Raw genomic sequence first — 22,996 nt, 5'->3', positions numbered from 1 at the left:
CGCTGCGCTCGCAATGACGAGCGTGCGGTTACGGTTTGCCCAGAACGCCCAGCACTTCCCTCGCCGCCCGCTCCCCTGAGTCCCGCGCCCCATGCGCCGTCGAGAAAAAGTTCGGCGACGTCGCTTCTCCCGCAAAGAACAGCCGCCCATCGGTCGGTGCCGCCAGCACGGCGCGGTCACCGGCGTGGCCGGGCAGGGCGTGCGAGTAGGAGCCTCTCGCGAAGGGGTCGTGGGCCCAGCGCGACTCGTAGAGCGGCTTCAGCTTTCGCCTGATGTCGTTGCCGAGGAAGCCTGCGATCTCCTCGATGCTTTGGGCGGCAATGGCGCCGTCGCCCGCGTCTTCCAGTTCGCGTGCAAAGCTGCCGCCGAAAAAGCCTTCGATGCAGGGCTGGCCGAACGGGCGGATATGATAGGTGCCCATGTCAGTGCGCATCGTGGCGCCGCGCAAATTACCTTCCTTCGGGAAGGCTTCGGCATCGTCGAGCGCCAGCGTCACCTTGTCATCGACACCGAGCGGCAGGCCGGCCGCGGCGTCGACCTTGGCGGGGAGAGGTGGCGAGAAGCGGATCGCCTCATTGGCGATCAGATTGGTCGGCACGGTGACGATCACCTTGTCCGCGGTCAGCGTGCCCTGCGATGTCTCGATGCGGATGCGCTGGCCGGAATGATCGATTAGCGTGACGTTGCAGTTCAGCGCCACCAGGCAGGGCGCGCCATAGGCCGCGATCAGCGCGCCGTAGCCGCGGCGGACGCGCCAGTTGAGGTCGCTGTCCTCGTAGGCGTCCCAGTCCAGCGTCGACATGTCCTTCAGTTCGCAGCCGTTAATGTAGGTCGAGATCGCGTCGATCATGGGATTCCAGCGATTGCCGGGCTCCAGGCTGAAGCTCGCGGGGACATCCTGGCCCTTCTGGGCGGTCTCCCACAGCCGCTGATAGAAGGCGTCCATGGCGTGTATGAAATCATCGCGCTCGGCTTTCGGAAACGCGTCGCCATAGGCGCGCTCGCGCCAGGGCGGGAGGTCCTTGTTGACCTCGAAATCGAGCTGCTTTGCAATCGCGACGAAGGAGTTGTTGTCCGCCGAATGCAGCCAACCGCAGCCGACGTCGAAGGTGACTTCGGGCGAGGCCTGCACCGTCCAGGCCCGGCCACCGAGCCGGTTACGCGCCTCGAGCACGATCACGGAGAGGCCGGAGCCTGCCAGCGCATGCGCCGCGCCGAGGCCGGCGGCGCCCGCACCGATGATCGCGACGTCGACGGAGGAGGGGAGGGACATAGCGGTCAATTTCATCGTCATGCCCGGGCTTGTCCCGGGCATCCACGTCATTGACACCAGTATCGAAGACGTGGATGGCCGGGACAAGCCCGGCCATGACGCATTCGTCGTGTGTCCGAGTGGCCTTAAGCCACCGCTTCCTTGGATTTTTCCGCGCGCTTGCGCTCGTTCGGGTCGAGGTGCCGCTTGCGCAGGCGGATCGACTTCGGCGTGATCTCCACCAGCTCGTCGTCCTCGATATAGGCCAGCGCCTTTTCCAGCGTCATGCGGATCGGCGGGGTCAGGCGCACCGCTTCGTCCTTCGACGTGGTTCGGATGTTGGTGAGCTGCTTGCCCTTGAGCACGTTGATCTCGAGGTCGTTGTCGCGGGTATGCTCGCCGACGATCATGCCCTTGTAGACCTTCCAGCCCGGCTCGATCATCATCGGGCCGCGATCTTCCAGCTTGAACATGGCGTAAGCCACCGCTTCGCCCTGGTCGTTGGAGATCAGCACGCCGTTGCGGCGGCCCTGGATCTCGCCCTTGTACGGCGCGTAGCCGTGGAACAGACGGTTCATGATCGCGGTGCCGCGGGTATCGGTGAGCAGCTCGCCCTGGTAGCCGATCAGGCCGCGGGTCGGCGCGTAGAACACCAGCCGCAGACGGTTGCCGCCGGACGGCTTCATCTCGATCAGCTCGGACTTGCGCTCGCTCATCTTCTGCACGACGACACCGGAATGCTCCTCGTCGACGTCGATGACGACTTCCTCGATCGGCTCGAGGGTGGCGCCGGTGGCCTCGTCCTTCTGAAATACGACACGCGGACGCGACACCGAAAGCTCGAAGCCCTCGCGGCGCATGGTCTCGATCAGGATCGCGAGCTGCAATTCGCCACGGCCTGAAACTTCCATCGCGTCCTTGTCGGAGGCTTCGACGACCCGCAGCGCAACGTTGCCCTCGGACTCGCGCAGCAGGCGGTCGCGGATCATGCGGCTGGTGACCTTGTCGCCTTCGGTGCCGGCGAGCGGCGAGTTGTTGACGATGAAGGACATCGACACGGTCGGGGGGTCGATCGGCTGCGCCACCAGCGGGGTGTCGACCGACGGATCGCAGAAGGTGTCGGCGACGGTGCCCTTGGTCAGGCCGGCGATGGCGACGATGTCGCCTGCCTCGGCTTCGTCGAGAGGAGTGCGCTCGATGCCGCGGAAGGCGAGGATCTTGGTGATGCGGCCCTGCTCGATCATCTTGCCGTCGGCGCCCAGCACCTTCACGGCCTGGTTCGGCTTGATCGAGCCTGAGGAAATACGGCCGGTGATGATGCGGCCGAGATAGGGGTTGGCTTCCAGAATGGTGCCGATCATGCGGAACGGGCCTTCCTCGACGGTCGGCGGCGCGACATGGCGCACGATCAGGTCGAACAGCGGCTGCATGCCGGCTTCCTGCGACCCGTCCGGGCTCTCGGCCATCCAGCCTTGCTTGGCCGACCCGTAGAGGATCGGGAAGTCGAGCTGCTCCTCGCTGGCGTCGAGCGCCGCGAACAGGTCGAACACCTCGTTGATGACTTCGGTTGCCCGCGCGTCGGGACGGTCAACCTTGTTGATCACGACGATCGGCTTCAAACCGACCTTGAGCGCCTTGGAGACCACGAATTTGGTCTGCGGCAGCGGCCCCTCGGCGGCGTCGACCAGCACCAGCGCGCCGTCCACCATGTTGAGGATGCGCTCGACCTCGCCGCCGAAATCGGCGTGGCCTGGGGTATCGACGATGTTGATGCGGGTGTCCTTCCACTGCACCGAGGCCGCCTTGGCCAGAATGGTGATGCCGCGCTCGCGCTCCAGATCGTTGGAGTCCATGGCGCGCTCAGTCACCTTCTGGTTCTCGCGATAGGTGCCGGATTGCTGAAGGAGGCGGTCGACCAGGGTCGTCTTGCCGTGGTCGACGTGGGCGATGATGGCGATGTTGCGAAGATTCATGAGTGGGCTTCTTTGCGGTCGGACAATGGGTTAAGCGCGATCTCGCCGGTCAGACCGGGACCTCTTCTCGAAACAACGCTTGAAGACTGGAAACGGGGCGCTTTCCGCCCAAAAGGGAAAGCCCGGCATATCGACCGGGCACCCTACGCGTTGCGGCGCAATATAGGCAAAAACCGCCAAAAAACAATGTGTTCTTTGGCCGTTGGTTGATTGAATTTTGTCCGGGAATTCCCGGGGGTTAGGCGAAAAGCCGGGCTCAGCCGCGCCGCCCCTTGATCGCGGCCCAGATCAGGGCGACCCCGCCCAGCCCCACGACCAGGCCTACGAACACCAGCGGTGCCACGTCGGAACCCATCCGGCCGCCCTCGATCACCGACATTCCGCCGAACAGCAATGCGCAGGCACCGGGTAGCAGCATGAGGATCCCGAAGATCGCCATGATCGCGGTCAGGCAGCCGCCGCGCTTGTTCGGCGGTCCAGGAAGCGGTCCCGGAGGGGCTGGCGGCGGCGTGTCGCTGATGCTCATGCCTGCAAGACTCCTTCGGTTGACTGCGCCGCCAGTTCGGCGCGGATGCCGTCGATCTTTCCGTTTCGGTAGAACAGATTGTAGGTGTCGAACGGGATGATCGCGCCGTTCTCGGTGACGAAATGGATGCAGCTGCGCTTGACGTTGCCGACGCAGAAATTGAAGCGGTCGAGAAACTGCACGATGGTGACGCGGAATACGTTCTCGTAAGTGATACCCTGCGGGACCTCGAAGCTCGGCAGGCAGCACAGCAATTCGCAGACGCGCTCGCTCGTGTTCAGCGGTCCCGAGGACAGCGAGAACAGATCGATGAATTTCTCCCTCAGCGCCGGATGCTTCTCCGGGCTTATCGTATTGGGCAACAATGCGACGAGTTGCTCCTGCGGGATCAGCGAGGTCAGCGGCAGCACTTTCTCGCCGTTGCGCAGGCCGTAACCGATCGAGATGCTTTCGGGATTGCAGGGCAGCGGGATCATGTCCTTGTCGCCGAACACGCCGGTTTCGACCACGCGCTTGCGTATCTCGGACAGCATGATGCGATCGGTGTTCTTGTCGAAATTTTCGTTGCGGCCGGCGTCCTGCACCGGCTGCAGCGTGACGCCGCGAACGCACTTCCAGGTCAGCGCGTGGCGGACGATGTCGCCGATCTCGGCATCGTTGACACCGCGCTTGATGGTCGCCACCAGCGTGGTCGATACGCCGTAATGCTCGAGATTCTCCAGCGCCTGCTGACGGATCTTGCGCAAATCCGCGCCGCGCAGATTGATCAAAGCGTCGCGTTCGAGCGAGTCGAACTGGAGATAGACCTCGAGCCCGCGCTTGTTCTCGGCGAGCCGCGCCACGAAATCCTTTTCGCGGGCGATACGCAGGCCGTTGGTGTTGATCATGACATGGCGGATCGGGCGGGCGCGCACCGCATCGAGGATCGCGAAGAAGTCGGGATGCAGCGTCGGCTCGCCGCCGGAGATCTGCACCAAATCAGGCTCGCCCTCGCTCGCGACCAGCGCGTCCAGCATTCGCTCGACCTTGGCCAGCGGCGTGAAGCTGGTCCGCGCCGGCGAGGAATCGGCAAAGCACACCGGGCAGGTCAGATTGCAATGCTCGGTGATCTCGATCAGCGCGAGGCAGGAATGCTGCTCGTGGTCGGGGCACAGGCCGCAATCATAGGGGCAGCCGAATTCGGTATGCCGTTGAAAGGCCAGCGGCCGGTCGCCCGGCTTGATGAAATCCTTGCACAGGCGCCAATACGCGGCGTCCGTCGACACGAGCGTGGACTGGACGCCATGCTCCTTGCAGCGCTTCTCGTACCAAACCTCGTTGTCGAGGATCTGGATCTTGGCCGGCACCAGCTTCAGGCAGGTCTCGCAGAGAGATTGGGTCTGGCCCCAGAAGATATAGGGACGCGACTTGCGCAACGGCGCGTTCATGCATGGGTCTCGCATTGGGCGCCCTCGCCAGCATGACGACGGCGTAGAGCAGGATGGACAGCGACAGCAGGTGAAACAGCGTGAAGGGGCCGATCAGCGTGCCGTAGGGCTTGAGGAATTCCCACAGGAAGCGCTGTGCTCCATAGTAGACGAGGACGAGGTAGAAACCATTGGTGATCACAAACGCGCTCCGGTTCAAGACCGCCACCACGTAGAGCAGCGCGAACACCCCCATCGCGGCGCTTTCGTAGAGCTGCACGGGATGGCGCGGGATGCCGTCGCCGAAATCATGGCCCCAGGGCCATGCCGTCGGCGTGCCGTAGGTGAAATCGTCGAGGCCCGCGAAAAAGCAGCCGAGCCGGCCGATCGCGATGCCGAGCGCCAGCGGCAGCGCAAAACGGGCGCCGGTTCGGACCGTGATCCCTGCGGACCATTTGTAGAGCTCGATCGCCAAGATGCCGCCGACCAGCGCTCCTTCCACGGAGCGCGCGATGCCGCTCTGGCCCGACAGCCACAGATTGGCGGAGCCGAACAGATAGGCGCTGAGCCCCGCGCCGAACACCAAAGCGGCGAGGTAGGACCGCTCAAAGGATTGCGCCGGAAACCGCAAGCCCTGTCGCGACAGCCCGTAGAGCGCCACGGCCGCAGCCAGCCACGCCGCGATGTCGAAGAGAGTGTGAAGGAAAGCCCCGCTCATGCGGGGACATTAGCCCAGGTTCCCCCGCGGCGGGATAGTGCGGCCGCTTCTTATCCCCGAAGAGGAGCGAGTCAGGCGGCTAGCCGGCCTGCCTCTCCTCGGTCGGATAGACGCCGCGCAGCACCTCCTCGAAGTGCATCTTCACGGCCTCGTTGCACAGGCAGGAGCGCAGGCGCAGGCCCTCGCGGTTGCGGACCAGGATCGATCCGCGTCGCGTGTCGAGCACGCCCTCCGCCTTGAACGACTGGAGCACGCGGCTGGCATAGCTGCGGCCGACGCCGAGCAGTGTCGCGAGTTGCTCGTGCGTCAGAGGCACGCTGCTCTCGTCGCCGGTCCGCTCCATAGCGGCCAGCATCCATTTGGCGGTGCGCTGCTCGATCGAGTGAATGGCGTTGCAGGCGGTGGACTGGAAGATCTGAGCCAGCATGCAGTCGGCGTAACGAGCGAAGACATGGCGCAACGAGGGCGAGCGCTGCTTGGCGGCCTCCAGCTTGCTGACGTGAATTCGCGCAAACGGCCCGCCGAATTTCACGCAGATCCGGGTATAGGCCGGCAGATAACCCTCGCTGACGATGCCGCCCACCGCGCCTTCGCGGCCGACCAGGATGGTCTCGACATCGCGGCCGTCCTCATTGGGAACGAGGAAGGTTGCAAGCGACGGTCCGCAGGGGAAGTGGACGACCTGGACGTCGTCGCCGGGGTTGTAGAGCAGCTCATTCGCTGCGGCGCTTTCGAGCATGACATGCGGCGCAAGCAGGGCGAAGTCGGCCGGGCTCAAGCGCCGCAGCAGATTGTTGGTCGGCCGGCTATCGATCTCGGTGGCGTTGCTGGTCCGCGCGTCCATCTTAAACTCCCATCCGCCTCCACATTAGCGAGTTCCGACGAGGTCTGTGTGCACAAGTAGACAGACCTAACAACTGTGATGTGGTGGTTTCGTTCCGGGAACCTCCGCGCCGGGTACAGGCGTCGTGACGCGGTATCCCAGTCAGAGAAACCTCATGCTCCAAGTTACGATGATGGCACCCGCCGTTTCCGATGATTCGAACTGTCCCGCCGATGTCCTCATCGTCGAGGACGATCCGATCATCGCGATCGACTTCGAGGATCGCCTGCTCGGATTTGGCGTGAAGAGCGTGCGCACGGTAGGTTCAGTCGCGCAGGCGCTGGCCGCAATCGCGGCGCACGCCCCCGAATTCGCCTTGCTCGACGTCGGTTTGAGTCGCGAGAACAGCTTTGCGGTCGCCGAACGGCTCGCGGCGCTGAAAATTCCCTTTGTGTTCGTCACCGGCTACGGCGCTGACGCGCGCATCCCGCCCGAATTCGCCGGCCAGCCGCGATTGCAGAAGCCGTGTTCGAGCGACGCGCTGGAGGCGGCGCTCCAGGTCCGCGCGGCGAACTAGCGATACGGCGTCAGGCCGGCTTCGGATCGAGCGTGGTCAACCACAGCGCGACGTCGGCGCGGTCGCGCAAGGTCACCGTCATCTGGCCGGAGGCGCCGTCGATCTTGACGTGACCGAAGAACTGCATGCCGGCGGACGGCGGCAGGTTCTGGTTGTCTTTCCCGGGCGCCTTGACGAAACGCACCTCCGGCCCAAACGTATTGTCGAGCGCGTTCGGACCGAATGTGCCCGCGTGAAGCGGCCCCGACACGAACTCCCAGAACGGCTCGAAATCCTGGAATTGCGCCTTGTTCGGATCGTAATAATGCGCGGCGGCGTAATGCACGTCCGCGGTCAGCCATACGGTGTTGCTGATCGGCGCCATCTTGATGAAACGCAGAATGTCGGCGATCTCGAACTCGCGGCCGCGCACCGGGCCGTCGCCCTGCGCAATGGCTTCCGATCCGCCCTTTGCCGTATCTGACACGACGAGGCTGAGCGGCATGTCGGAGGCGATCACCTTCCAGGTCGCGCGAGAATTCAACAGGCCGCGCTTGAGCCAGGCGATCTGGTCCGGGCCGAGGAAATAGCTGGCCGGGCCGTAAACGGTTTCGAGGTTGGGGCCGTTCGGGCCGCGATAGCTGCGCTCGTCGAGCACGAACACGTCGAGATGGGGACCATAGGAGATCTGGCGATAGACGCGGCCGGGCTCGACGATGCTCTCGCGCATCGGATACATCTCGTGGAAGGCACGGCTTGCGCGGGCCGCAAGCAGTGCGATGTCGCGCTCCTTGTAGGTCGCCGGCAGCTCCTTCGACAGCGACCAGTTGTTGGTCACCTCATGGTCGTCCCACTGCACGAAGATCGGCACTTCGGCATTGAAGGCGCGAAGATTGTCGTCGGTGAAATTGTATTTGTGCGCGGCGCGGTACTCGTCCAGCGTCTCGGCGACCTTGGCCTTCTCGGGAATCGTGACGTTCTTCCAGATCTTGCCGTCCACGAGCTTCACCTCGGACTGGATAGGGCCGTCGGCATAGATGGTGTCACCGGAGTGCAGGAAGAAATCCGGACGGTGCTTGCGCATCGCCGAGAAGGTGAACATGCCGCCGTCATCAGGGTTGATGCCCCAGCCTTGTCCTGCGACGTCGCCGCCCCAGACGAAGCTGACGTCGCGACGGTCGGCGGGTGCGGTGCGAAAGCGGCCGGTCACCGGCTCGCCCTCCACCGCGGTGTGCGAAAGATCGCGGAAGCGGACGCGATAAAAAATGTCCTGTCCGCCCGGCAGGTTTTCGATCAGCATCTTCGCGGTGAAGTCGCTCTCGGGCAGCGCCGCGATCGGCGGCAGCGCGCGGGCATCCCTGAACGACTCCGTCGTCGCCACCTCGACCAGCATCTGTGCGGGCCGGTCGGTGCGCGCCCAGACCACGCCGCTGTCGACGGTGACGTCGCCCGACTGCACGCCATGGGTCACCGCCGGCCGGTCGGCCGCGCGGGAGAGATGGGGCATTGCGACCGCGCCGAGCGCGCCGGCACTGGTCGTCAGGAAACGGCGGCGGGAGAATTTGATGTTCATGAAGACGGTCTCGATATCGCGTGAGGCGATCGCCAGGGCGGTCGCCATGGTGAAGCAGACGCTATATTGAGACAATGTGACGCGGCGATAACGCGCGAGCGCTTACGCGTTGCCAGCGGCCCGGAATTGGGCACCGGCGCGCTGCAGGTTCTGCGGCAGGCTGAACAGCACCGCCTTGCGGTCGGCAACCGCCGCATGGAACTGGTCGAGCGCGATGTTGAAGGCGGTGAGCGCACCTTCCTCGATCGCGCCGTGGTCGTAGCAGCGCAGCGTGTCGCGCAGGATCTCGTCGGCCTCGGTCTGCATCTGATCGAGATCTTCGGTCGTTTCGCTCTTTCGAGCGGCGGTGATCATGTCGAGCAGCCGCTCGCGCAGATGGCTGTTGTTGTCGCGCTCGTCCTTCTTCAAATAGCCCGCAAACCAGGCGCCGATCGAGCCCATGGCCGAGAGCGCCATCAGGGTCCACCAGATGTAATCGCTGTATCTGTCGAGGAAGGTCTTTTCTTCGCCGTCGACGAAAGCGGCGGCGCCGGGATGCACGGGAATCACCGCATCCTTGTCGGTGTCGGGCGTTTCGATCTTCGCCGCCAGCGGGAATTCCGTCACCAATTGCTGGCGTACGGAGAAAAGCTGGCGCGTGAACGCCGCGATGGTGGTTTCGGACACTGCTTTGCGCGCCACGATGTGGTGCGAGAAGCTGATGGTCTTGACCTCGTCATCGGGACGATCGGGCGAGCCGCCGTAAGTGCCCGCGGGAATCTCGGCCGCTTCATAGACCGGATGGTTCTGGGCGATCGCATCCGCGGAATCGATCGCGAGAAAGGTCGGCGTGCCGAAATCCTTGGTGGAAGCGGCGATCGCCTCCGCCGTGATCTTGCTGTTGACGGGACCGGCCGCGAGATAGGCATCAGCCCTCTGCGCCTTGATCGCTTCGACGGCTTCGGTTGCCGGGTATTGCACGATCTCGACCTTGGCGGGATCGACGCCGTATTGCTGCAGGATCACCTTGAGCAAATTGACGTTGGCCTGGGTGCGGCCGACCACGCCGACCCGATGTCCGGCGAGCTGCGCGATCTTGGTGATCTTCGCGCCCTTCTTCTTGCCCTTGCCGGACACGGACCATAGCGCCACGACGTTCTTGCGCAGGGTCGCAACCGCTTGCGCGTTCTTCGGTACGTCGACGTCGCCGCGCACAATGGCAAGATCGGCCTTGCCTTCCGCGAGCAGATTGGCGCTGGCGGTGGCGCCGTCGGTCTGGATCGGGCGCAACCGCACAGAACTCTTATGCTGCGCGAAGGCCTGGGTCAGTGCCTGCACGACCTTGACGTCGTCGCTGTTGGCGGGGCCGACCGCGATCTTTAGCGTCACCGGCCGCATGGCGAAATAGTAGCCGCCGGCGAGCGCGCCGACGATCGCGAGCACCAGCGCGAGAGTCACGAGCGCCGTCTTCCGCGCCGATGATCGCGGCGAGGACGGGGTGGGCGCTTCGGCCAGGTCCAATCCCCCGGTCATCGATCTCCCGAACATTCGCTTGAGGCTCAGTTTCATCTTGGCCGGCGGTTTACGCCTGCAAGTGTAGCAAATTTCTTGTCCGGCAGGGTTACATCTCCGTCATGGTTAGCGGATGGGGTCCAATCCCGTATGAACCCGGGGCGTCAGTGCGGTGTTAGGGTAAAGTTCCCCTGAAAGGACGGAGGCGAGGATGACAGAACGGCTCTCGGCGGAGGCACGCAGGCAGGCGCTGGGCGAACTACCTGGCTGGACCGAGGCTCAAGGACGCGAGGCGATCGGGAAAACCTTTGTCTTCAAGGATTTCAACGAGGCGTTCGGCTTCATGACCCGCGCGGCACTGGTCGCCGAGAAGATGGACCACCACCCCGAATGGCGCAATGTCTACAAGACGGTGGAGGTGGTGCTGTCGACCCATGACGCCGGCGGCGTCACCGCGCTCGACATCGAGCTCGCCAAGGCGATGAACGCCATCGCCAAGCTGACACCAGGCTGACGTCTTGCAGGGGAAGGCCGCGTCCCCATCTTGTGATCAGCACGGGATGCGGCGATCTGCCACCCAGGCTGGAACGGGGAGTTTGTCGAACATGGCTGCCGAACACAGCGTCGGTTTCGAGCCCGCCGACCGGCTCGCGGAAGATCGTGAGAGCGTGCGCCGCCGCTTCTGGCGCAAGCTGAAGCGTGTCGCCGCGCATCTGCCGTTCGCGGAGGATCTGCTCGCCGCCTATTACTGCGCCTTCGACCGACAGACGCCGCGCCATGTCCAGGCCTCGCTGCTCGGGGCGATCGCCTATTTCATCCTGCCGTTTGATTTCGTTCCCGACGTGATGCCGATCCTCGGCTTCACCGATGACGCCGCCGTACTCGCCACCGCGATCCGCATGGTTGCCAGCCACATCACGAACGAGCATCGCGAAGCCGCCCGCGCCGCGCTGAAGCGCGGGGTGGATGAGGTGGAGCCGGAAGCCGCGCAATAGCTGTCGCCGCATACTCCGCTGTCATTCCTCGCGAAGGTGCGGAATCCAGCACGCCGCGGCCTTCCGATTGAACCATAACCGTCTCGGAATGCTGGATCGCCGCCTTCGCGGGCGATGACAGCTGTATGTGTGGATGACTGCTCGCTACTTCTTCTCCGCCTCCGCCTGCGCCTGCGCCTGCGCCTGGGCCTGGGCCTTTTCGGCGTCCCACGCCTGGAATTGCTTGAACAGCGTTTCCTTGTCCGCGTCGGACACTTTTGCGGCCGAGGGGCTCTGTCGCAGGAACGCCTCGAAGCGTTGCCGCGTCACTGGTTCGACGCCGTGGCGGTCGAGCCATTGCTGCGCCACCGGCAATCTGTTCCAGCCCGCCAGGGGCGCCGCGAGCGAGACCTCCTTCCACTTGGGATGGAAGGGCGGGTTCTGCAGCGTCGGGAATTTCGTGAAGAACGCGTCCACGTACAGTGCAAGCTTGCGGTAGCGCTCGGTGTTGGGCGCCCAGTTGTAGGCCGCGAGCACGGCCGGCACCGCGATGGTGTCCACGCTCTCGCCCTCCTTGACCAGGTTCGGATAGTCCTTGGCGGTCAGCGTCGCCGGCAGATAGTCGCTCTGGAGGGGCTTTGCATAATCCACGGTCGCAAGGTGGAAGCGGCCGTCATTGCCGAAGGTCGAAACGGACTTGTACGGTTTGCCGCCGACCACGATGACGGCGTCGATCTCGCCGGCCTTCAGTTTCTCCATCGCGATGCGCTGCTCGACATAAACGAATTTCGCCTTGATCCCGAGCCGCTCGAACACGGTGAGCGCGGTGACGAAGGTGCCGCCGTTGGGCAGATCGACGCTTACAGTTTTGCCTTCCAGATCCTTGAGTGTCGCGACCGATTTTGGCGCGATCACCTGCATCTCTTCGTTGTAGAGCTTCGTCACATAGGTGAATTGCTTCTTGATGTCCTTGGCAAAACCTTTGCGCTCGAGATAGTCGAGCGTATCCGCGCGGACGATTCCGAGATCGACGCCTTGCAGGAACAGGATGTCGGCAACGCTCTGCACCGAACCTCGGCCGACGATTGGCAACACACGAATCCTGTTGCCGTCGTCGAGCACGGAGGCGAGGTCGGCGCCGAATTGCACATAGGTGCCGCCGATCGTGCCGGTGATCAACGTCACGGTGTTGGCGTTCAGCGACTGCTTGGTCGAGGTCGAACCGAACTGGAAGATGGCTTTCAGGCTGTCAGAGACCTTGGCCGGATCATATTCGGTCTGCTCCGCGCGTGCCGCGAAAGCATAGATCATCATGATGGCGGCAAGCGCCATTCTCAAAGCGTTACGCATGATATCCCCTAAAGAGTTCTAGTTCTGAAGCTGGGCGAGGCGTTGCCGCGCCTCCGCCGATCCAAGGCCTGCGGCCTTTTGGTACCAGTCGCGCGCGGCGGTCGCGTCGGCAGCAACGCGCCGCGCGTCGCTCGTGCCCAGCACCGCCGGGTCATAGGTTTGCGCGAGCAGAAATGCAGCCGTTGCATCCTGTGCATTGGCGGCCCGTTCGAGCAGCAGGCGCGCCGCGGCAATGTCGCCGACCGCCAACAGACCGTTCGCGCGCGCCATCAGCCCAGCCAGTGTGTCGGCATCGAGCGTCTTAGCGGGCGGTGGGGGCGCAGGCGGCGCCGCGACTGGCCCGGGCGCCTGGGCTTGCAGCGCGGTTTGATAGGCAGTCGCAATCGCTTCGCGGCTCGGAGCTGAGGCTGCGGGGAGATCCTGCGCGTCAGCGCTCGCCAGCCTTGTGTTGCTCAAGCGCGCCGGGTCCTTGTACGCGGTCTGAGGCCTGTCCGGCACGTTGGCCGACGCCATGGCCTGGTCCAGCTCGGCACCCGTCGGGCCGGCAGCGTCGGCGGCGAAGAGATTGCGGAGACTGGGCTGATACAGCGCGGCCGCAACGGCCAGCGTGGATGCGATGAGAACCGCCGCGAGAACACGCGGGACAATTCTGAGCCGGGGACCCAACGCCCGCGCCGTATATTCGCCTGACTCCGGCACACCGAGCGGATCGGACAGGAACAGTGGAATTGGATCTTCCGGTGACAGATCGAGCCGCGCGGCGCGCGCACGGATATAGGACGCGACGGCCGGATGTGATGCAGCTTGATCGGAATCGAACGATCTCGATTCCCTGGACGGGCGGTACGCCGTCGTCTCCATGGTGATGCTCCCCACTACTAACGCAACGCTGGGGCATCCCGGCTTCAGTCTTTTTGTTGTTGTCCAGAAATGCCCCGCAAACTGGAGCCGGTAAATCGCCGTCTGAATCAGCCCAAAAAAGGTCGGCGGCTTGCGCGAATCGGGAGATATTTGGGTTTGATTGAGGCGAGGCGGAGGAATGCCCCGCAATTTTGTCGACAATGGTTGACGGGGATTGACCCGGCGGCGGCGCGGACACTGCCTGTCCCGCGCTCGCGGTCATTCCCCGCGAAGGCGGGAAACCAGTACGCCGCGGCTTCTCGATTCAATGACTGACGTCTCGGAGTACTGGTCGCCCGGTCAAGCCGGGCGATGACAGTTGAGCTCGTGGCGAGCGGCCGTACCGACACACGTCGCGCCGCATAGCCTCACGGATGCAGGATCACTTTGCCCATCGCCTGGCGTCCGGCGAGCACCTTGAGCGCATCCGCCGTCTGCGCCAGCGGGAAGACGCGATCGACATGCGAGGAGATCTTTCCTTCCGCTGTCCACTTCACGAGCTTCTCGAGATTGGCGCGGTTCTTTTCCGGGTTGAGTCGGGTCCATGCGCCCCAGAACACGCCGCGGATGTCGCAGCCTTTCAGCAGCGCGAGGTTCAGCGGCATCTTCGGAATGTCGCCGGCGGCGAAGCCGATCACGAGGAAGCGGCCTTCCCAGGCAATCGAGCGCAGGGCCTGCTCGGCATAGGTGCCACCAACCGGATCGAAGATGATGTCGACGCCCTTGCCGCCCGTAAGCTTTCGCAGGCCTTCCTTCAAATCTTCCTTGCCGTAATTGAGCGCGAGTTCTGCGCCGTGCGCCTTCGCGAATTCGAGCTTCTCGTCCGACGAGGCGCAGGCGATCACCTTCAGGCCCATCAGCTTGCCGAGCTCGCACGCGGCAAGTCCGGTGCCGCCGGCGGCGCCGAGCACCGCGAGCGTCTCGCCCGGCTTCGGGCTCGCGCGATCTTCCAGCGCATGCAGCGCGGTGCCGTAGATGATGATGATGCCGGCCGCGCGGTCATAATCGAGATTGTCGGGGATCTTCACGATCGATGCCGCCGGCAGCGCGATCTTTTCGCGCGCGCCGTTGTGGCCGCAGGAGGCGACGACGCGATCGCCGATCTTCAGATCAGTCACGCCGGGACCGATGCTCTCGATCACCCCAGCCACTTCGGCGGCCGGCGAGAACGGGAATGGCGGCTTGATCTGGTACTTGCCTTGAATCATCAGGATGTCGAAGAAGTTCAGCGCCGCAGCCTTGATCGCGATCACGGCTTCGCCGGGACCGGCCACCGGATCCGGCACGTCGGCCAGAACGAGATCGTCGGGCTGGCAATATTGCGAGCAGAGGATGGCTTTCATGGCGGCACCTTCTTGAGAAGTGAAGTACTGGGCGTTTCGAGTGGATTTATAGTTTGCCCGTTTCTGCCGGATTTAGGTGCGGGCGACAATCCGGTTTCTTTGTCAGTTGGAACGCAGGAGCCTATCCTCCCGTCATTGGGAGCGTAGCGAAGCCTATTTCCGCGGTACGGTTTCCCGCTGCGCGCGCAACGACGAAACAAGAAGGATTCAAACCATGTTTGAAACAGGCCTGCTCAAGGACAAGCGCATCCTCGTCACCGGCGGCGGTTCGGGCCTCGGTGCTGCAATGGCGCACCGTTTCCTCGCGCTCGGCGCCGAGCTCGTGATCTGCGGCCGCAAGCTCGATCGGCTCGAGGCGGCGGCGAGCAAGATGCGCGAAGAGACCGGCGGCAAGGTCACCACGATCGCCTGCGATATCCGAGACGGCACCGCCGTCGAGAGCATGATGGACGCGATCTGGCGCGGGGCGCCGCTCGATATTCTCGTCAACAATGCGGCTGCGACTTTCATCGCGCAGAGTGAGCATCTCTCATTCCGCGCCGCGGATGCGATTCTCGCGCCGACCCTGCATGGTGCGATGTATTGCACGCTTGCCGCCGGCAAGCGCTGGATCGACGGCAAGCATGGCGGCGTCGTGCTCTCGATCCTCTCGACCTCGACCATCACCGGTCGCGCCTTCACCGTGCCGTCGGCGATGGCGAAGTCGGCCGTGTTGGCGATGACCAAAAGTCTCGCCGTGGAATGGGGCCCGAAGGGAATCCGCACCGTCGCGATCGCGCCGGGACCGTTCCCGACCGCCGGCGCCTCGGGCCAGCTCCGCCCCGAGGGTCGCGACGAAGGGTGGGCCGCGCGCAACCCGATGGGACGAGCCGGCGAGCACCCCGAGCTTGCCGACCTCGCCAGCTTCCTGGTCTCCGACCGTGCCGGCTACATCAACGGCGATATGGTGGTGATCGACGGTGGCGCGCATTTGCGCAGCTCCGGCGTCGAGGATTTGTTGCGCTGGACCGATGCGCAATGGGCGGAGCAACGCGCGGCGCGATCCAGGGCCTAGTCGCCGCGACCTTCGCTAACTGCCTTCCCAAATTGGACTTTCCCGGCTATCCCTGCCCCGGGGACAATGCGCGACCGGGCCATCTTCCAGTCACAATATTGAGGGAACCACTCCAGCATGTGGCGGGTGCTGATTTTAGCTTTGATGACGGGCGTGGCGGCCTGTGGAATCATCGATTCCGCGCGGGCGCAGACGGCGCAGCCTGCGCCCAAGACTGCACCGAAAGAGGCCGCGCCGAAACCGGCCGCGCCGGCGGCCAATACGACCGGAAAGACGGCTGCAAAGCCCGAGAGCAAGCCGGCGGCCCCGCACGCGGCGGTTGCCGGCGGCGCGGAGCCAACCCTGATCGGTCAGTTCGGCACCTGGGGCGCCTATTCGGCCGCGCCCAACGGCAAAAAGGTCTGCTTCGCGCTGGCCAAGCCGTCGTCGTCGAAGACCAACCCGCCGAATCGGCCGCGCGATCCTGCCTATGCCTTCGTCTCCACCCGCCCGGCGGAGAAGGTCAACAACGAAGTCTCGGTCATGATCGGCTATGCGCTGAAGCCGGGCTCTGAATCCTCGGTCGAGGTGGGCGGCGCCGCTTTCGCCATGTACTCGCAGGGCGACGGTCTCTGGATCAAGAACGCGGCCGAGGAAGAGCGGATGGTCGAGGCCATGCGCAAATCCGCCGATCTCGTGGTCAAGGGCATGTCGTCCAAGGGGACCGAGACCACCGACACCTTTTCGCTGAAGGGCCTTGCCCAGGCGCTCGACAAGATCGCGCAGGATTGCAGGCGTTAAGCCTGCGGTCGATAAGGTCGCAATCGGCCGTTCCGGTTGCTATATAGGGCGCGTTCCAGATTTTCTCCCGTCATTCCGGGGCGATGCGTAGCATCGAACTCGGAATCTCGAGGTTCCGGGTTTAGTCCTTTGGACCATCCCAGAACGACCACCTAAATCAGGCCATTCCATGCAACCGACGACCGAGCCGCACAACGCAACACTGGTGGAGAAGACTCCGCTCGAGACCTATGTGCCGCCGGCGAGGCCCTCGCTGATCGGCCTGTCGCGCACCGAGCTTGCCGATCGCCTCGGCGAGATCGGCGTTGCACCGGCGCAGCGCAAGATGCGCGTGCAGCAGCTGTGGCACTGGATGTATTTCCGTGGCGCCCAGAATTTCGAAGAGATGACGTCGGTCTCGAAGGGCATTCGTGCCGAGCTCGCGCAACATTTCACCGTCGACCGGCCCGAAGTCGTGGCCGAGCAGATCTCCAACGACGGCACCCGCAAATGGCTGCTGCGGCTGCCGAGCGGCGACAATGTCGAGCGGGCGCATGAAGTCGAGTGCGTCTACATCCCCGAAACCGATCGCGGCACGTTGTGTGTGTCCTCCCAGGTCGGCTGCACGCTGAACTGCTCGTTCTGCCACACCGGCACGCAGCGCCTGGTGCGCAATCTCACCGCCGGGGAGATCGTCGGACAGGTGATGGTGGCGCGCGATCGTCTGAATGATTGGGCCGATCGCGAAGACGGTACGCGCCGCGTCACCAACATCGTGATGATGGGCATGGGCGAGCCGCTCTACAATTTCGACGCGGTGCGCGACGCGCTGCTGATCGTCGGCGACAACGAAGGCATCGGCATCTCCCGCCGCCGCATCACGCTGTCGACCTCGGGTGTGGTCCCGAATATCGTGCGCGCGGGCGAGGAGATTGGAGTGATGCTCGCGATCTCGCTGCATGCGGTGCGCGACGAGCTGCGTAACGAGCTGGTGCCGCTCAACCGCAAATATCCGATCAAGGAATTGCTGCAGGCCTGCCGCGACTATCCCGGCGCCTCGAACGCGCGCCGCATCACCTTCGAATATGTGATGCTCAAGGGCGTCAACGATTCGCTCGACGATGCCAAGCTGCTGGTGAAGATGCTCAAGGGCATTCACGCCAAGATCAATCTGATCCCGTTCAACCCCTGGCCCGGCACCGCCTATGAGTGCTCGGACTGGGACCAGATCGAAAAATTCTCCGAATACGTCTTCAACGCCGGCTATTCCTCGCCGGTGCGCACTCCGCGCGGCCGCGACATCCTCGCCGCCTGCGGCCAGCTCAAGTCGGAGACGGAAAAGCTCTCGGCCCGTGAACGCCAGACGCTGCGGGCCATGGCGATGACGGATTGATATTGATGATGGCGACGCTCTCAACGCCCGTCATGGCCGGGCTTGACCCGGCCATCCACGTCGAGCCACGAGAGAGCAAGTCGTGGATGCCCGGGTCAAGCCCGGGCATGACGATTGTGGATGTGGCGACGCCGTCAGTCACCAATTCGTTCCCATCATGTCCCTGATCGGCCGCCTCGTCGTCATCTTCATCGGCTTCCTCGCCGCCTGTTTCGTCGGCGGCATGATCGTTGTCGTCGCGCTGTTGTTTCCGGAGTTCGCCGATCTCGGCGCCGGTCCCGTCGATCAGGGCACGATCGATATCCTGCTCGGGTTCGGCTTCATCTTCGTCTCGGGCTTTGCGCTGGTGCCGGCGGCGGTGATCGTGGCGATCACCGAGGCGCTCTACATCCGCAGCGCGCTCGCCTATGCCGTGGGCGGAGGCGTCGTGGGGCTCGCCTGCTATCTCGGCCTGGTCCCGTTTCATTCCGACACGCTGCAATTCGAAGGCATTGTGCGGCGGCATCTGGAGATCATGACCGGCGCGGGCATCGTCGCCGGCGTCGTCTACTGGCTGATCGCCGGCCGCAATGCCGGCGCTTGGCGCAATCCGCCGCCTGCGCGCCAGCCGCCTCCGCCGCTGCCGTCGAATTCGCGGCCGGATGCGCGGTGACTTTCTGACTTGTCACGGGGTTTTCATCCCTTTCCCACTGGGCTAAACCGCGCGCCATGAACCGGACTGGACTCTTCATCGCCCTGGCGCTGTGGCTCGTGATCGGCGTCGTTTTCGGCCTCTATCCCGAGCTTGATCTCAAGCTCGCCGCGCTGTTCTTCGACCCTGAGACGAAAACGTTTCCGCTCAAGCTGAACGGTTGGGCCGGCTTCGCGCGCGACGCCGCGATGTGGGTCGCCTGGGCGTTCGTGCTGCCTGCGCTGATCGCGCTCGTGGTCAAGATGGTCCGGCCCGACCGCCCGCTGATGGTATCCGGTCGCGCGATCGTCTTCCTGCTGGTCACGATCATCATGTCGGCCGGCATCCTCACCAATCTCGCCTTCAAGTCCTATTGGGGCCGGCCGCGCCCGGTGGTGGTGACGCAGTTCGCCGGCGACCAGCAATTCGTGCCGTGGTGGGATCCGCGCGGGGGCTGCGCGCGCAACTGCTCGTTCTTCTCGGGCGAGGGCGCGACCGCGTTCTGGACGCTGGCGCCGGCCGCACTGGCACCGCCGGCGTGGCGACCGCTCGCTTATGCCGGAGCCGTGGTGTTCGGCCTCGTGACCAGCGGGCTGCGGATGGCCTTTGGTGGCCATTTCTTCACCGACGTGTCGATCGCCGGCCTCGTCACCTTCGTCGTGATCTGGTTTGCCTACGCGCTGATTTACCGCTGGCCGCGGACCCGGTTTTCCGACGAGGCGGTCGATGCCGCCCTGACTCGGCTGAACATGCCCGCTTACCGGCTCCGCCAGCGCCTGTTCGGACGCAAGACGGGTGCCGAGCCGTCAGTTTGAGCCATTAAAGGGGTGCCGAGCCCCGCGAAATTTGATATTCGCGCGGTCAACCCGTGAAACGACATCAGCCCTTCGAGACCGATTGGAAGCCCCATGACCACGATCCTGAAAAGCCTGCCCAAGGGGGAGAAAGTCGGCATCGCTTTTTCGGGCGGCCTCGATACCAGCGCGGCGCTGCTCTGGATGAAGCAGAAGGGCGCGCGCTGCTACGCCTATACCGCCAATCTCGGCCAGCCGGATGAGGCCGATTACAACGAGATCCCGCGCAAGGCGATGGAGTTCGGCGCGGAGAAAGCGCTGCTGGTCGATTGCCGCAAGCAGCTCGTCCACGAAGGCATCGCCGCGATCCAGTCCGGCGCCTTTCATATCTCGACCGGCGGCATCACCTATTTCAACACCACGCCGCTCGGGCGCGCCGTCACCGGCACGATGCTGGTCGCGGCGATGAAGGAGGACGGCGTCAACATCTGGGGCGACGGCTCGACCTTCAAGGGCAACGACATCGAGCGCTTCTATCGCTACGGCCTCCTGACCAATCCGGGCCTGCGCATCTACAAGCCCTGGCTCGACCAGCAGTTCATTGACGAGCTCGGCGGCCGCGCCGAGATGTCGGCGTTCATGACGGCGCAGGGCTTTGCCTACAAGATGAGCGCCGAGAAGGCGTATTCGACCGACAGCAATCTGCTCGGCGCGACGCACGAGGCCAAGGATCTTGAAAGTCTCGACAGCGGCATCAAGATCGTCAACCCGATCATGGGCGTGCCGTTCTGGCGTGACGACTGCAACGTCAAGGCCGAGAAGGTTGTGGTGCGTTTCGAGGAAGGCCACCCGGTCGCGCTGAACGGCCAGACCTTCTCTGATCCCGTCGCGCTGTTCCTCGAAGCTAACGCCATCGGCGGCCGCCACGGCCTCGGCATGAGCGACCAGATCGAGAACCGCATCATCGAGGCCAAGAGCCGCGGCATCTATGAAGCGCCCGGCATGGCGCTGCTGCACATCGCCTATGAGCGCCTCGTCACCGGCATCCACAACGAAGACACCATCGAGCAGTACCGCATCAGCGGCATGCGCCTCGGACGCCTGCTCTACCAGGGCCGCTGGTTCGATTCGCAGGCCCTGATGTTGCGCGAGACCGCGCAGCGCTGGGTCGCGCGCGCCGTCACCGGCGAGGTCTCGCTCGAGCTGCGCCGTGGCAACGACTACTCGATCCTCAACACCGAAAGCCCGAACCTCACCTATGCGCCGGAGCGGCTCAGCATGGAGAAGGTCGAGGACGCGGCGTTCACGCCGGCCGATCGCATTGGTCAGCTCACCATGCGCAACCTCGACATCAACGATACCCGCGCCAAGCTCAAGCTCTACAGCGACACGGGTCTGTTGTCGGGCAGTGAAGGCTCGCAGATCTTCCGGCTGGAGAGGGACAAGGGCTGACGCGCCCGTAGCCCGAATGGAGCGCAGCGAAATCCGGGATTCTCTAACTAAGCCGATAGAACCCGGATTACGCTTCGCTCCATCGGGCTACGAAACAAAAATGGCCGGGATTGCTCCCGGCCATTTTGCATTTGTGTGTCGCCTCAGCGCGGCGGCGCGGTGCCGGGCGGGGGCGGCGGCAGCGAGGCCTGGCCGCCGTTGAGCAACGGCGTGATGTTGCGGACGGTGACGCGCCGGTTGATCGCGCTCGGTCCTTGCGTCTGCTCCTTCAGGTACTGCTCGCCATAGCCTTGCGACGTCAGGTTTTCAGACGGCACACCGAATTGCTGGGTCAGCAATTCGGCCGCGGACTGCGCACGACGGTCCGACAATGACAAATTGTCGACGTCGTTGCCGACCGCGTCGGTGTGACCTTCGATCAGGAACACCACGCGCGGGTTGGCCTGGATCGCACGGTTGAGACCGTCCGCGATCGACTGCAGCTTCGCCGCCTGGTCCGGTGGGATGGTCCACGATCCGGTCTCGAAGTTGATCGTGTTGAGGTCGATGCTCGGCATTTGCATGCGAACATTCGGGCTGTAGCGGATCTCGTCGAGCGTGTAGCGACGGTTGATCCGCTGCACCGGCGGCGCCACCATCGTCTCGTAGATCACGTCCGGCGAGGCCTCCTGGGCGTCGACGATATAGCGATCGTAGGGCATGTTGACGACGGGCGGCGGCGCGTCGACATAGAAACCGCCGACCGACTGAGGATCGCGGTAGCTGTTGTCGATGATGACGAGCTCGCGCCCGGCCGGGTCCCTGCGGATTCGCCGCAGCAGCCGACCGTCCTGACCTACAACGGTAATGATCTCGCTGCCGTCGGGACGGATCACCACGGTGCGGGTATCGGCGCCGACAGTTTCGGTGCGGATGTCGCGGGCGCCATAGCGGAAGCGATAGAGATCGTTGCCGCGGACGTAGGTCTGCCCACCCGGATCGCGGATGATGATGCGGTCCGGCTCGGTGTAGACGGTGCGGCCGCCTTCGACCGACTCGCGGCGCTGGTTGCGGTAGTCGGCGATGGTGGCGCCGATCACGGCACCGGCGACGACACCTGCACCGATCGCGAGCGGCGTCAGGTCACGCTGCGGCGGACGCGGCGGTGGCGGCAGGGGCGTGGTCGTCGTGGGCGCGGCGCGGAACGCCGGCGCAACCGTGGGCGCCGCGTATTGCGCCCTGTTGGGCGGCGGGGTCGCAGCCGCAGAGCCCGGCACGGTGCTCGGTGCAGCGGCGCCGGCGGGGGGAGCCGGCGGCCGGGGCGGGGCGCCTGCCTGCGGCTGGGTCGGCGGAGCTCCGGCAGCGGGCGCACCAGCAGCGGGTGCGCCAGCAGGAGGCGCACCACCCTGGCGTCCAGGGGGCGGTGTCACGGCGCCACCGGGGGCCGGCGTCGTTGTCGGAGCCGGAGTTGCACCAGGCGCAGGAGGCGAACCTGGACGGCCGGGCGGCGGCGTCGGAGTGCCACCGGGGGTCGGCGTGGCCGTCGGCGCGGGCGTGGCGCCTGGAGCAGGTGACCCTGCAGCCGGGGGCGCACCAGGACGTCCGCCGGGGGGCGGCGTACCGGGGCGGCCAGTCGGCGGCGTGCCCGGCGTGCTGCCTGGAGCCGGCGTCGCGGTCGGCGCAGGAGTCGCCGTCGGTGACGGTGTGGCTGAAGGTGCAGCCGGAGCGGGTGCACCCGGTCGCGCGGTCGGAGCGGCCGGCGCAGGCGACGGTGTTGCCGTGGGCGCCGGCGCTGGGCGTCCCTGAGGAGTTGCTGCAGGCGGCGGCGGTGGTGTCGGGTGAGCCGCGGGCGGCGGAGGCGTGGGTGCGTGCTGCTGCGGAGCCGCGGCGGGTGGCGGCGCTGGCGGCGTGGGCGCCGGGCGCGCGGCAGGCGGTGCCGGAGGCGGCGGTGTCGGCGCGTGCTGTTGCGGAGCCGCAGCCGGGGGCGGCGCAGGTTGCTTCGGGGCGGCG

General features: G+C 64.8%; 20 protein-coding genes and 1 pseudogene. 9 read left to right on the top strand and 12 right to left on the bottom strand.

The window, feature by feature from the left end; all coding sequences use genetic code 11:
• Positions 1–28 precede the first annotated feature (28 nt).
• The 6 genes and pseudogenes from ACIPUD_RS07535 to ACIPUD_RS07510 form a co-directional block, all read right to left on the bottom strand.
• Positions 29–1,273 (bottom strand): flavin monoamine oxidase family protein, encoded by a 1,245-nt coding sequence (locus tag ACIPUD_RS07535; RefSeq protein WP_446480468.1) that lies wholly within the window; start codon positions 1,271–1,273, stop codon positions 29–31.
• A gap of 125 nt (positions 1,274–1,398) precedes the next feature.
• Complete coding sequence (gene typA, locus ACIPUD_RS07530) at positions 1,399–3,225, bottom strand: translational GTPase TypA (RefSeq protein WP_085348520.1); 1,827 nt, start codon at positions 3,223–3,225, stop codon at positions 1,399–1,401.
• Positions 3,226–3,481: 256 nt separating this feature from the next.
• Positions 3,482–3,751 (bottom strand): hypothetical protein, encoded by a 270-nt coding sequence (locus tag ACIPUD_RS07525; protein ID WP_368508999.1) that lies wholly within the window; start codon positions 3,749–3,751, stop codon positions 3,482–3,484.
• Complete coding sequence (locus ACIPUD_RS07520) at positions 3,748–5,178, bottom strand: radical SAM protein (protein ID WP_446480331.1); 1,431 nt, start codon at positions 5,176–5,178, stop codon at positions 3,748–3,750. Before ACIPUD_RS07520 ends, ACIPUD_RS07525 begins: the two co-directional genes overlap by 4 nt.
• Positions 5,162–5,875, bottom strand: a pseudogene (locus ACIPUD_RS07515) (prolipoprotein diacylglyceryl transferase); the annotation flags it as partial. The pseudogene ACIPUD_RS07515 and the gene ACIPUD_RS07520, both read right to left, overlap by 17 nt.
• Before the next feature lie 79 nt (positions 5,876–5,954).
• Positions 5,955–6,719, bottom strand: a complete 765-nt coding sequence (locus ACIPUD_RS07510; RefSeq protein WP_018459755.1) for a Crp/Fnr family transcriptional regulator — start codon at positions 6,717–6,719, stop codon at positions 5,955–5,957.
• A gap of 154 nt (positions 6,720–6,873) precedes the next feature.
• Here ACIPUD_RS07510 and ACIPUD_RS07505 point away from each other — a divergent pair, with 154 nt between their 5' ends.
• On the top strand, positions 6,874–7,275 hold the full coding sequence (locus ACIPUD_RS07505) for a response regulator (RefSeq protein WP_085359643.1): 402 nt from the start codon (positions 6,874–6,876) through the stop codon (positions 7,273–7,275).
• Between the two features lie 10 nt (positions 7,276–7,285).
• On the opposite strand, the gene ACIPUD_RS07500 is transcribed toward ACIPUD_RS07505, so the two are convergent.
• Both ACIPUD_RS07500 and ACIPUD_RS07495 read right to left on the bottom strand, forming a co-directional pair.
• A complete protein-coding gene (locus ACIPUD_RS07500; protein ID WP_085359677.1) occupies positions 7,286–8,827 on the bottom strand; it encodes an alkaline phosphatase D family protein in 1,542 nt (513 codons plus the stop codon).
• Positions 8,828–8,929: 102 nt separating this feature from the next.
• Positions 8,930–10,375, bottom strand: coding sequence for a TAXI family TRAP transporter solute-binding subunit (locus ACIPUD_RS07495; protein WP_085359645.1), 1,446 nt, complete (start codon positions 10,373–10,375; stop codon positions 8,930–8,932).
• 154 nt (positions 10,376–10,529) lie between these two features.
• Here ACIPUD_RS07495 and ACIPUD_RS07490 point away from each other — a divergent pair, with 154 nt between their 5' ends.
• Both ACIPUD_RS07490 and ACIPUD_RS07485 read left to right on the top strand, forming a co-directional pair.
• Positions 10,530–10,832 carry a 4a-hydroxytetrahydrobiopterin dehydratase gene (locus ACIPUD_RS07490; protein WP_018459759.1) on the top strand — a complete coding sequence of 101 codons (303 nt, stop codon included), beginning with the start codon at positions 10,530–10,532 and terminating at the stop codon, positions 10,830–10,832.
• A gap of 91 nt (positions 10,833–10,923) precedes the next feature.
• Positions 10,924–11,313, top strand: coding sequence for a YkvA family protein (locus ACIPUD_RS07485; RefSeq protein WP_018459760.1), 390 nt, complete (start codon positions 10,924–10,926; stop codon positions 11,311–11,313).
• A gap of 144 nt (positions 11,314–11,457) precedes the next feature.
• Here ACIPUD_RS07485 and ACIPUD_RS07480 read toward each other — a convergent pair whose 3' ends face one another.
• The 3 genes from ACIPUD_RS07480 to ACIPUD_RS07470 all read right to left on the bottom strand — a co-directional run bounded on the left by ACIPUD_RS07480 (position 11,458) and on the right by ACIPUD_RS07470 (position 14,885).
• Positions 11,458–12,642, bottom strand: a complete 1,185-nt coding sequence (locus ACIPUD_RS07480; protein WP_446480330.1) for a TAXI family TRAP transporter solute-binding subunit — start codon at positions 12,640–12,642, stop codon at positions 11,458–11,460.
• An 18-nt stretch (positions 12,643–12,660) separates the two neighbouring features.
• The gene (locus tag ACIPUD_RS07475) at positions 12,661–13,503 is read right to left on the bottom strand and encodes a hypothetical protein (RefSeq protein WP_247368305.1); all 843 of its coding nucleotides are present in this window, start codon (positions 13,501–13,503) and stop codon (positions 12,661–12,663) included.
• 407 nt (positions 13,504–13,910) lie between these two features.
• Entirely contained in the window at positions 13,911–14,885 is a 975-nt protein-coding gene (locus ACIPUD_RS07470) for an NADPH:quinone oxidoreductase family protein (protein WP_018459762.1), read from the bottom strand.
• A 214-nt stretch (positions 14,886–15,099) separates the two neighbouring features.
• Here ACIPUD_RS07470 and ACIPUD_RS07465 point away from each other — a divergent pair, with 214 nt between their 5' ends.
• The 6 genes from ACIPUD_RS07465 (at position 15,100) to argG (ending at position 21,007) form a co-directional block, all read left to right on the top strand.
• Positions 15,100–15,939 carry an SDR family oxidoreductase gene (locus tag ACIPUD_RS07465; RefSeq protein ID WP_085359651.1) on the top strand — a complete coding sequence of 280 codons (840 nt, stop codon included), beginning with the start codon at positions 15,100–15,102 and terminating at the stop codon, positions 15,937–15,939.
• Positions 15,940–16,056: 117 nt separating this feature from the next.
• The gene (locus ACIPUD_RS07460; protein WP_018459765.1) at positions 16,057–16,719 is read left to right on the top strand and encodes an invasion associated locus B family protein; all 663 of its coding nucleotides are present in this window, start codon (positions 16,057–16,059) and stop codon (positions 16,717–16,719) included.
• 169 nt (positions 16,720–16,888) lie between these two features.
• On the top strand, positions 16,889–18,091 hold the full coding sequence (rlmN, locus tag ACIPUD_RS07455; RefSeq protein ID WP_018459766.1) for a 23S rRNA (adenine(2503)-C(2))-methyltransferase RlmN: 1,203 nt from the start codon (positions 16,889–16,891) through the stop codon (positions 18,089–18,091).
• A gap of 157 nt (positions 18,092–18,248) precedes the next feature.
• Positions 18,249–18,743, top strand: coding sequence for a hypothetical protein (locus ACIPUD_RS07450; protein ID WP_018459767.1), 495 nt, complete (start codon positions 18,249–18,251; stop codon positions 18,741–18,743).
• Positions 18,744–18,799: 56 nt separating this feature from the next.
• Complete coding sequence (locus ACIPUD_RS07445) at positions 18,800–19,576, top strand: phosphatase PAP2 family protein (RefSeq protein WP_018459768.1); 777 nt, start codon at positions 18,800–18,802, stop codon at positions 19,574–19,576.
• 93 nt (positions 19,577–19,669) lie between these two features.
• Entirely contained in the window at positions 19,670–21,007 is a 1,338-nt protein-coding gene (gene argG, locus ACIPUD_RS07440) for an argininosuccinate synthase (RefSeq protein WP_446480329.1), read from the top strand.
• Between the two features lie 143 nt (positions 21,008–21,150).
• Here argG and ACIPUD_RS07435 read toward each other — a convergent pair.
• Positions 21,151–22,996, bottom strand: a 1,846-nt coding sequence (locus ACIPUD_RS07435) for an OmpA family protein (RefSeq protein WP_446480328.1), incomplete at its 5' end; no start/stop codon positions are given.

The organism is Bradyrhizobium sp. CAR08 (assembly GCF_052871955.1).
The sequence above is the reverse complement of the archived record's forward strand: the minus strand, read 5'-3'. Positions and strand labels throughout refer to the sequence as shown.

Coding starts and splice junctions, on each gene's coding strand:
- ACIPUD_RS07535 (WP_446480468.1), bottom strand. CDS start 1,273: ATGTCCCTCCCCTCCTCCGTCGACGTCGCGATCATCGGTGCGGGCGCC.
- typA (WP_085348520.1), bottom strand. CDS start 3,225: ATGAATCTTCGCAACATCGCCATCATCGCCCACGTCGACCACGGCAAG.
- ACIPUD_RS07525 (WP_368508999.1), bottom strand. CDS start 3,751: ATGAGCATCAGCGACACGCCGCCGCCAGCCCCTCCGGGACCGCTTCCT.
- ACIPUD_RS07520 (WP_446480331.1), bottom strand. CDS start 5,178: ATGAACGCGCCGTTGCGCAAGTCGCGTCCCTATATCTTCTGGGGCCAG.
- ACIPUD_RS07510 (WP_018459755.1), bottom strand. CDS start 6,719: ATGGACGCGCGGACCAGCAACGCCACCGAGATCGATAGCCGGCCGACC.
- ACIPUD_RS07505 (WP_085359643.1), top strand. CDS start 6,874: ATGCTCCAAGTTACGATGATGGCACCCGCCGTTTCCGATGATTCGAAC.
- ACIPUD_RS07500 (WP_085359677.1), bottom strand. CDS start 8,827: ATGAACATCAAATTCTCCCGCCGCCGTTTCCTGACGACCAGTGCCGGC.
- ACIPUD_RS07495 (WP_085359645.1), bottom strand. CDS start 10,375: ATGAAACTGAGCCTCAAGCGAATGTTCGGGAGATCGATGACCGGGGGA.
- ACIPUD_RS07490 (WP_018459759.1), top strand. CDS start 10,530: ATGACAGAACGGCTCTCGGCGGAGGCACGCAGGCAGGCGCTGGGCGAA.
- ACIPUD_RS07485 (WP_018459760.1), top strand. CDS start 10,924: ATGGCTGCCGAACACAGCGTCGGTTTCGAGCCCGCCGACCGGCTCGCG.
- ACIPUD_RS07480 (WP_446480330.1), bottom strand. CDS start 12,642: ATGCGTAACGCTTTGAGAATGGCGCTTGCCGCCATCATGATGATCTAT.
- ACIPUD_RS07475 (WP_247368305.1), bottom strand. CDS start 13,503: ATGGAGACGACGGCGTACCGCCCGTCCAGGGAATCGAGATCGTTCGAT.
- ACIPUD_RS07470 (WP_018459762.1), bottom strand. CDS start 14,885: ATGAAAGCCATCCTCTGCTCGCAATATTGCCAGCCCGACGATCTCGTT.
- ACIPUD_RS07465 (WP_085359651.1), top strand. CDS start 15,100: ATGTTTGAAACAGGCCTGCTCAAGGACAAGCGCATCCTCGTCACCGGC.
- ACIPUD_RS07460 (WP_018459765.1), top strand. CDS start 16,057: ATGTGGCGGGTGCTGATTTTAGCTTTGATGACGGGCGTGGCGGCCTGT.
- rlmN (WP_018459766.1), top strand. CDS start 16,889: ATGCAACCGACGACCGAGCCGCACAACGCAACACTGGTGGAGAAGACT.
- ACIPUD_RS07450 (WP_018459767.1), top strand. CDS start 18,249: ATGTCCCTGATCGGCCGCCTCGTCGTCATCTTCATCGGCTTCCTCGCC.
- ACIPUD_RS07445 (WP_018459768.1), top strand. CDS start 18,800: ATGAACCGGACTGGACTCTTCATCGCCCTGGCGCTGTGGCTCGTGATC.
- argG (WP_446480329.1), top strand. CDS start 19,670: ATGACCACGATCCTGAAAAGCCTGCCCAAGGGGGAGAAAGTCGGCATC.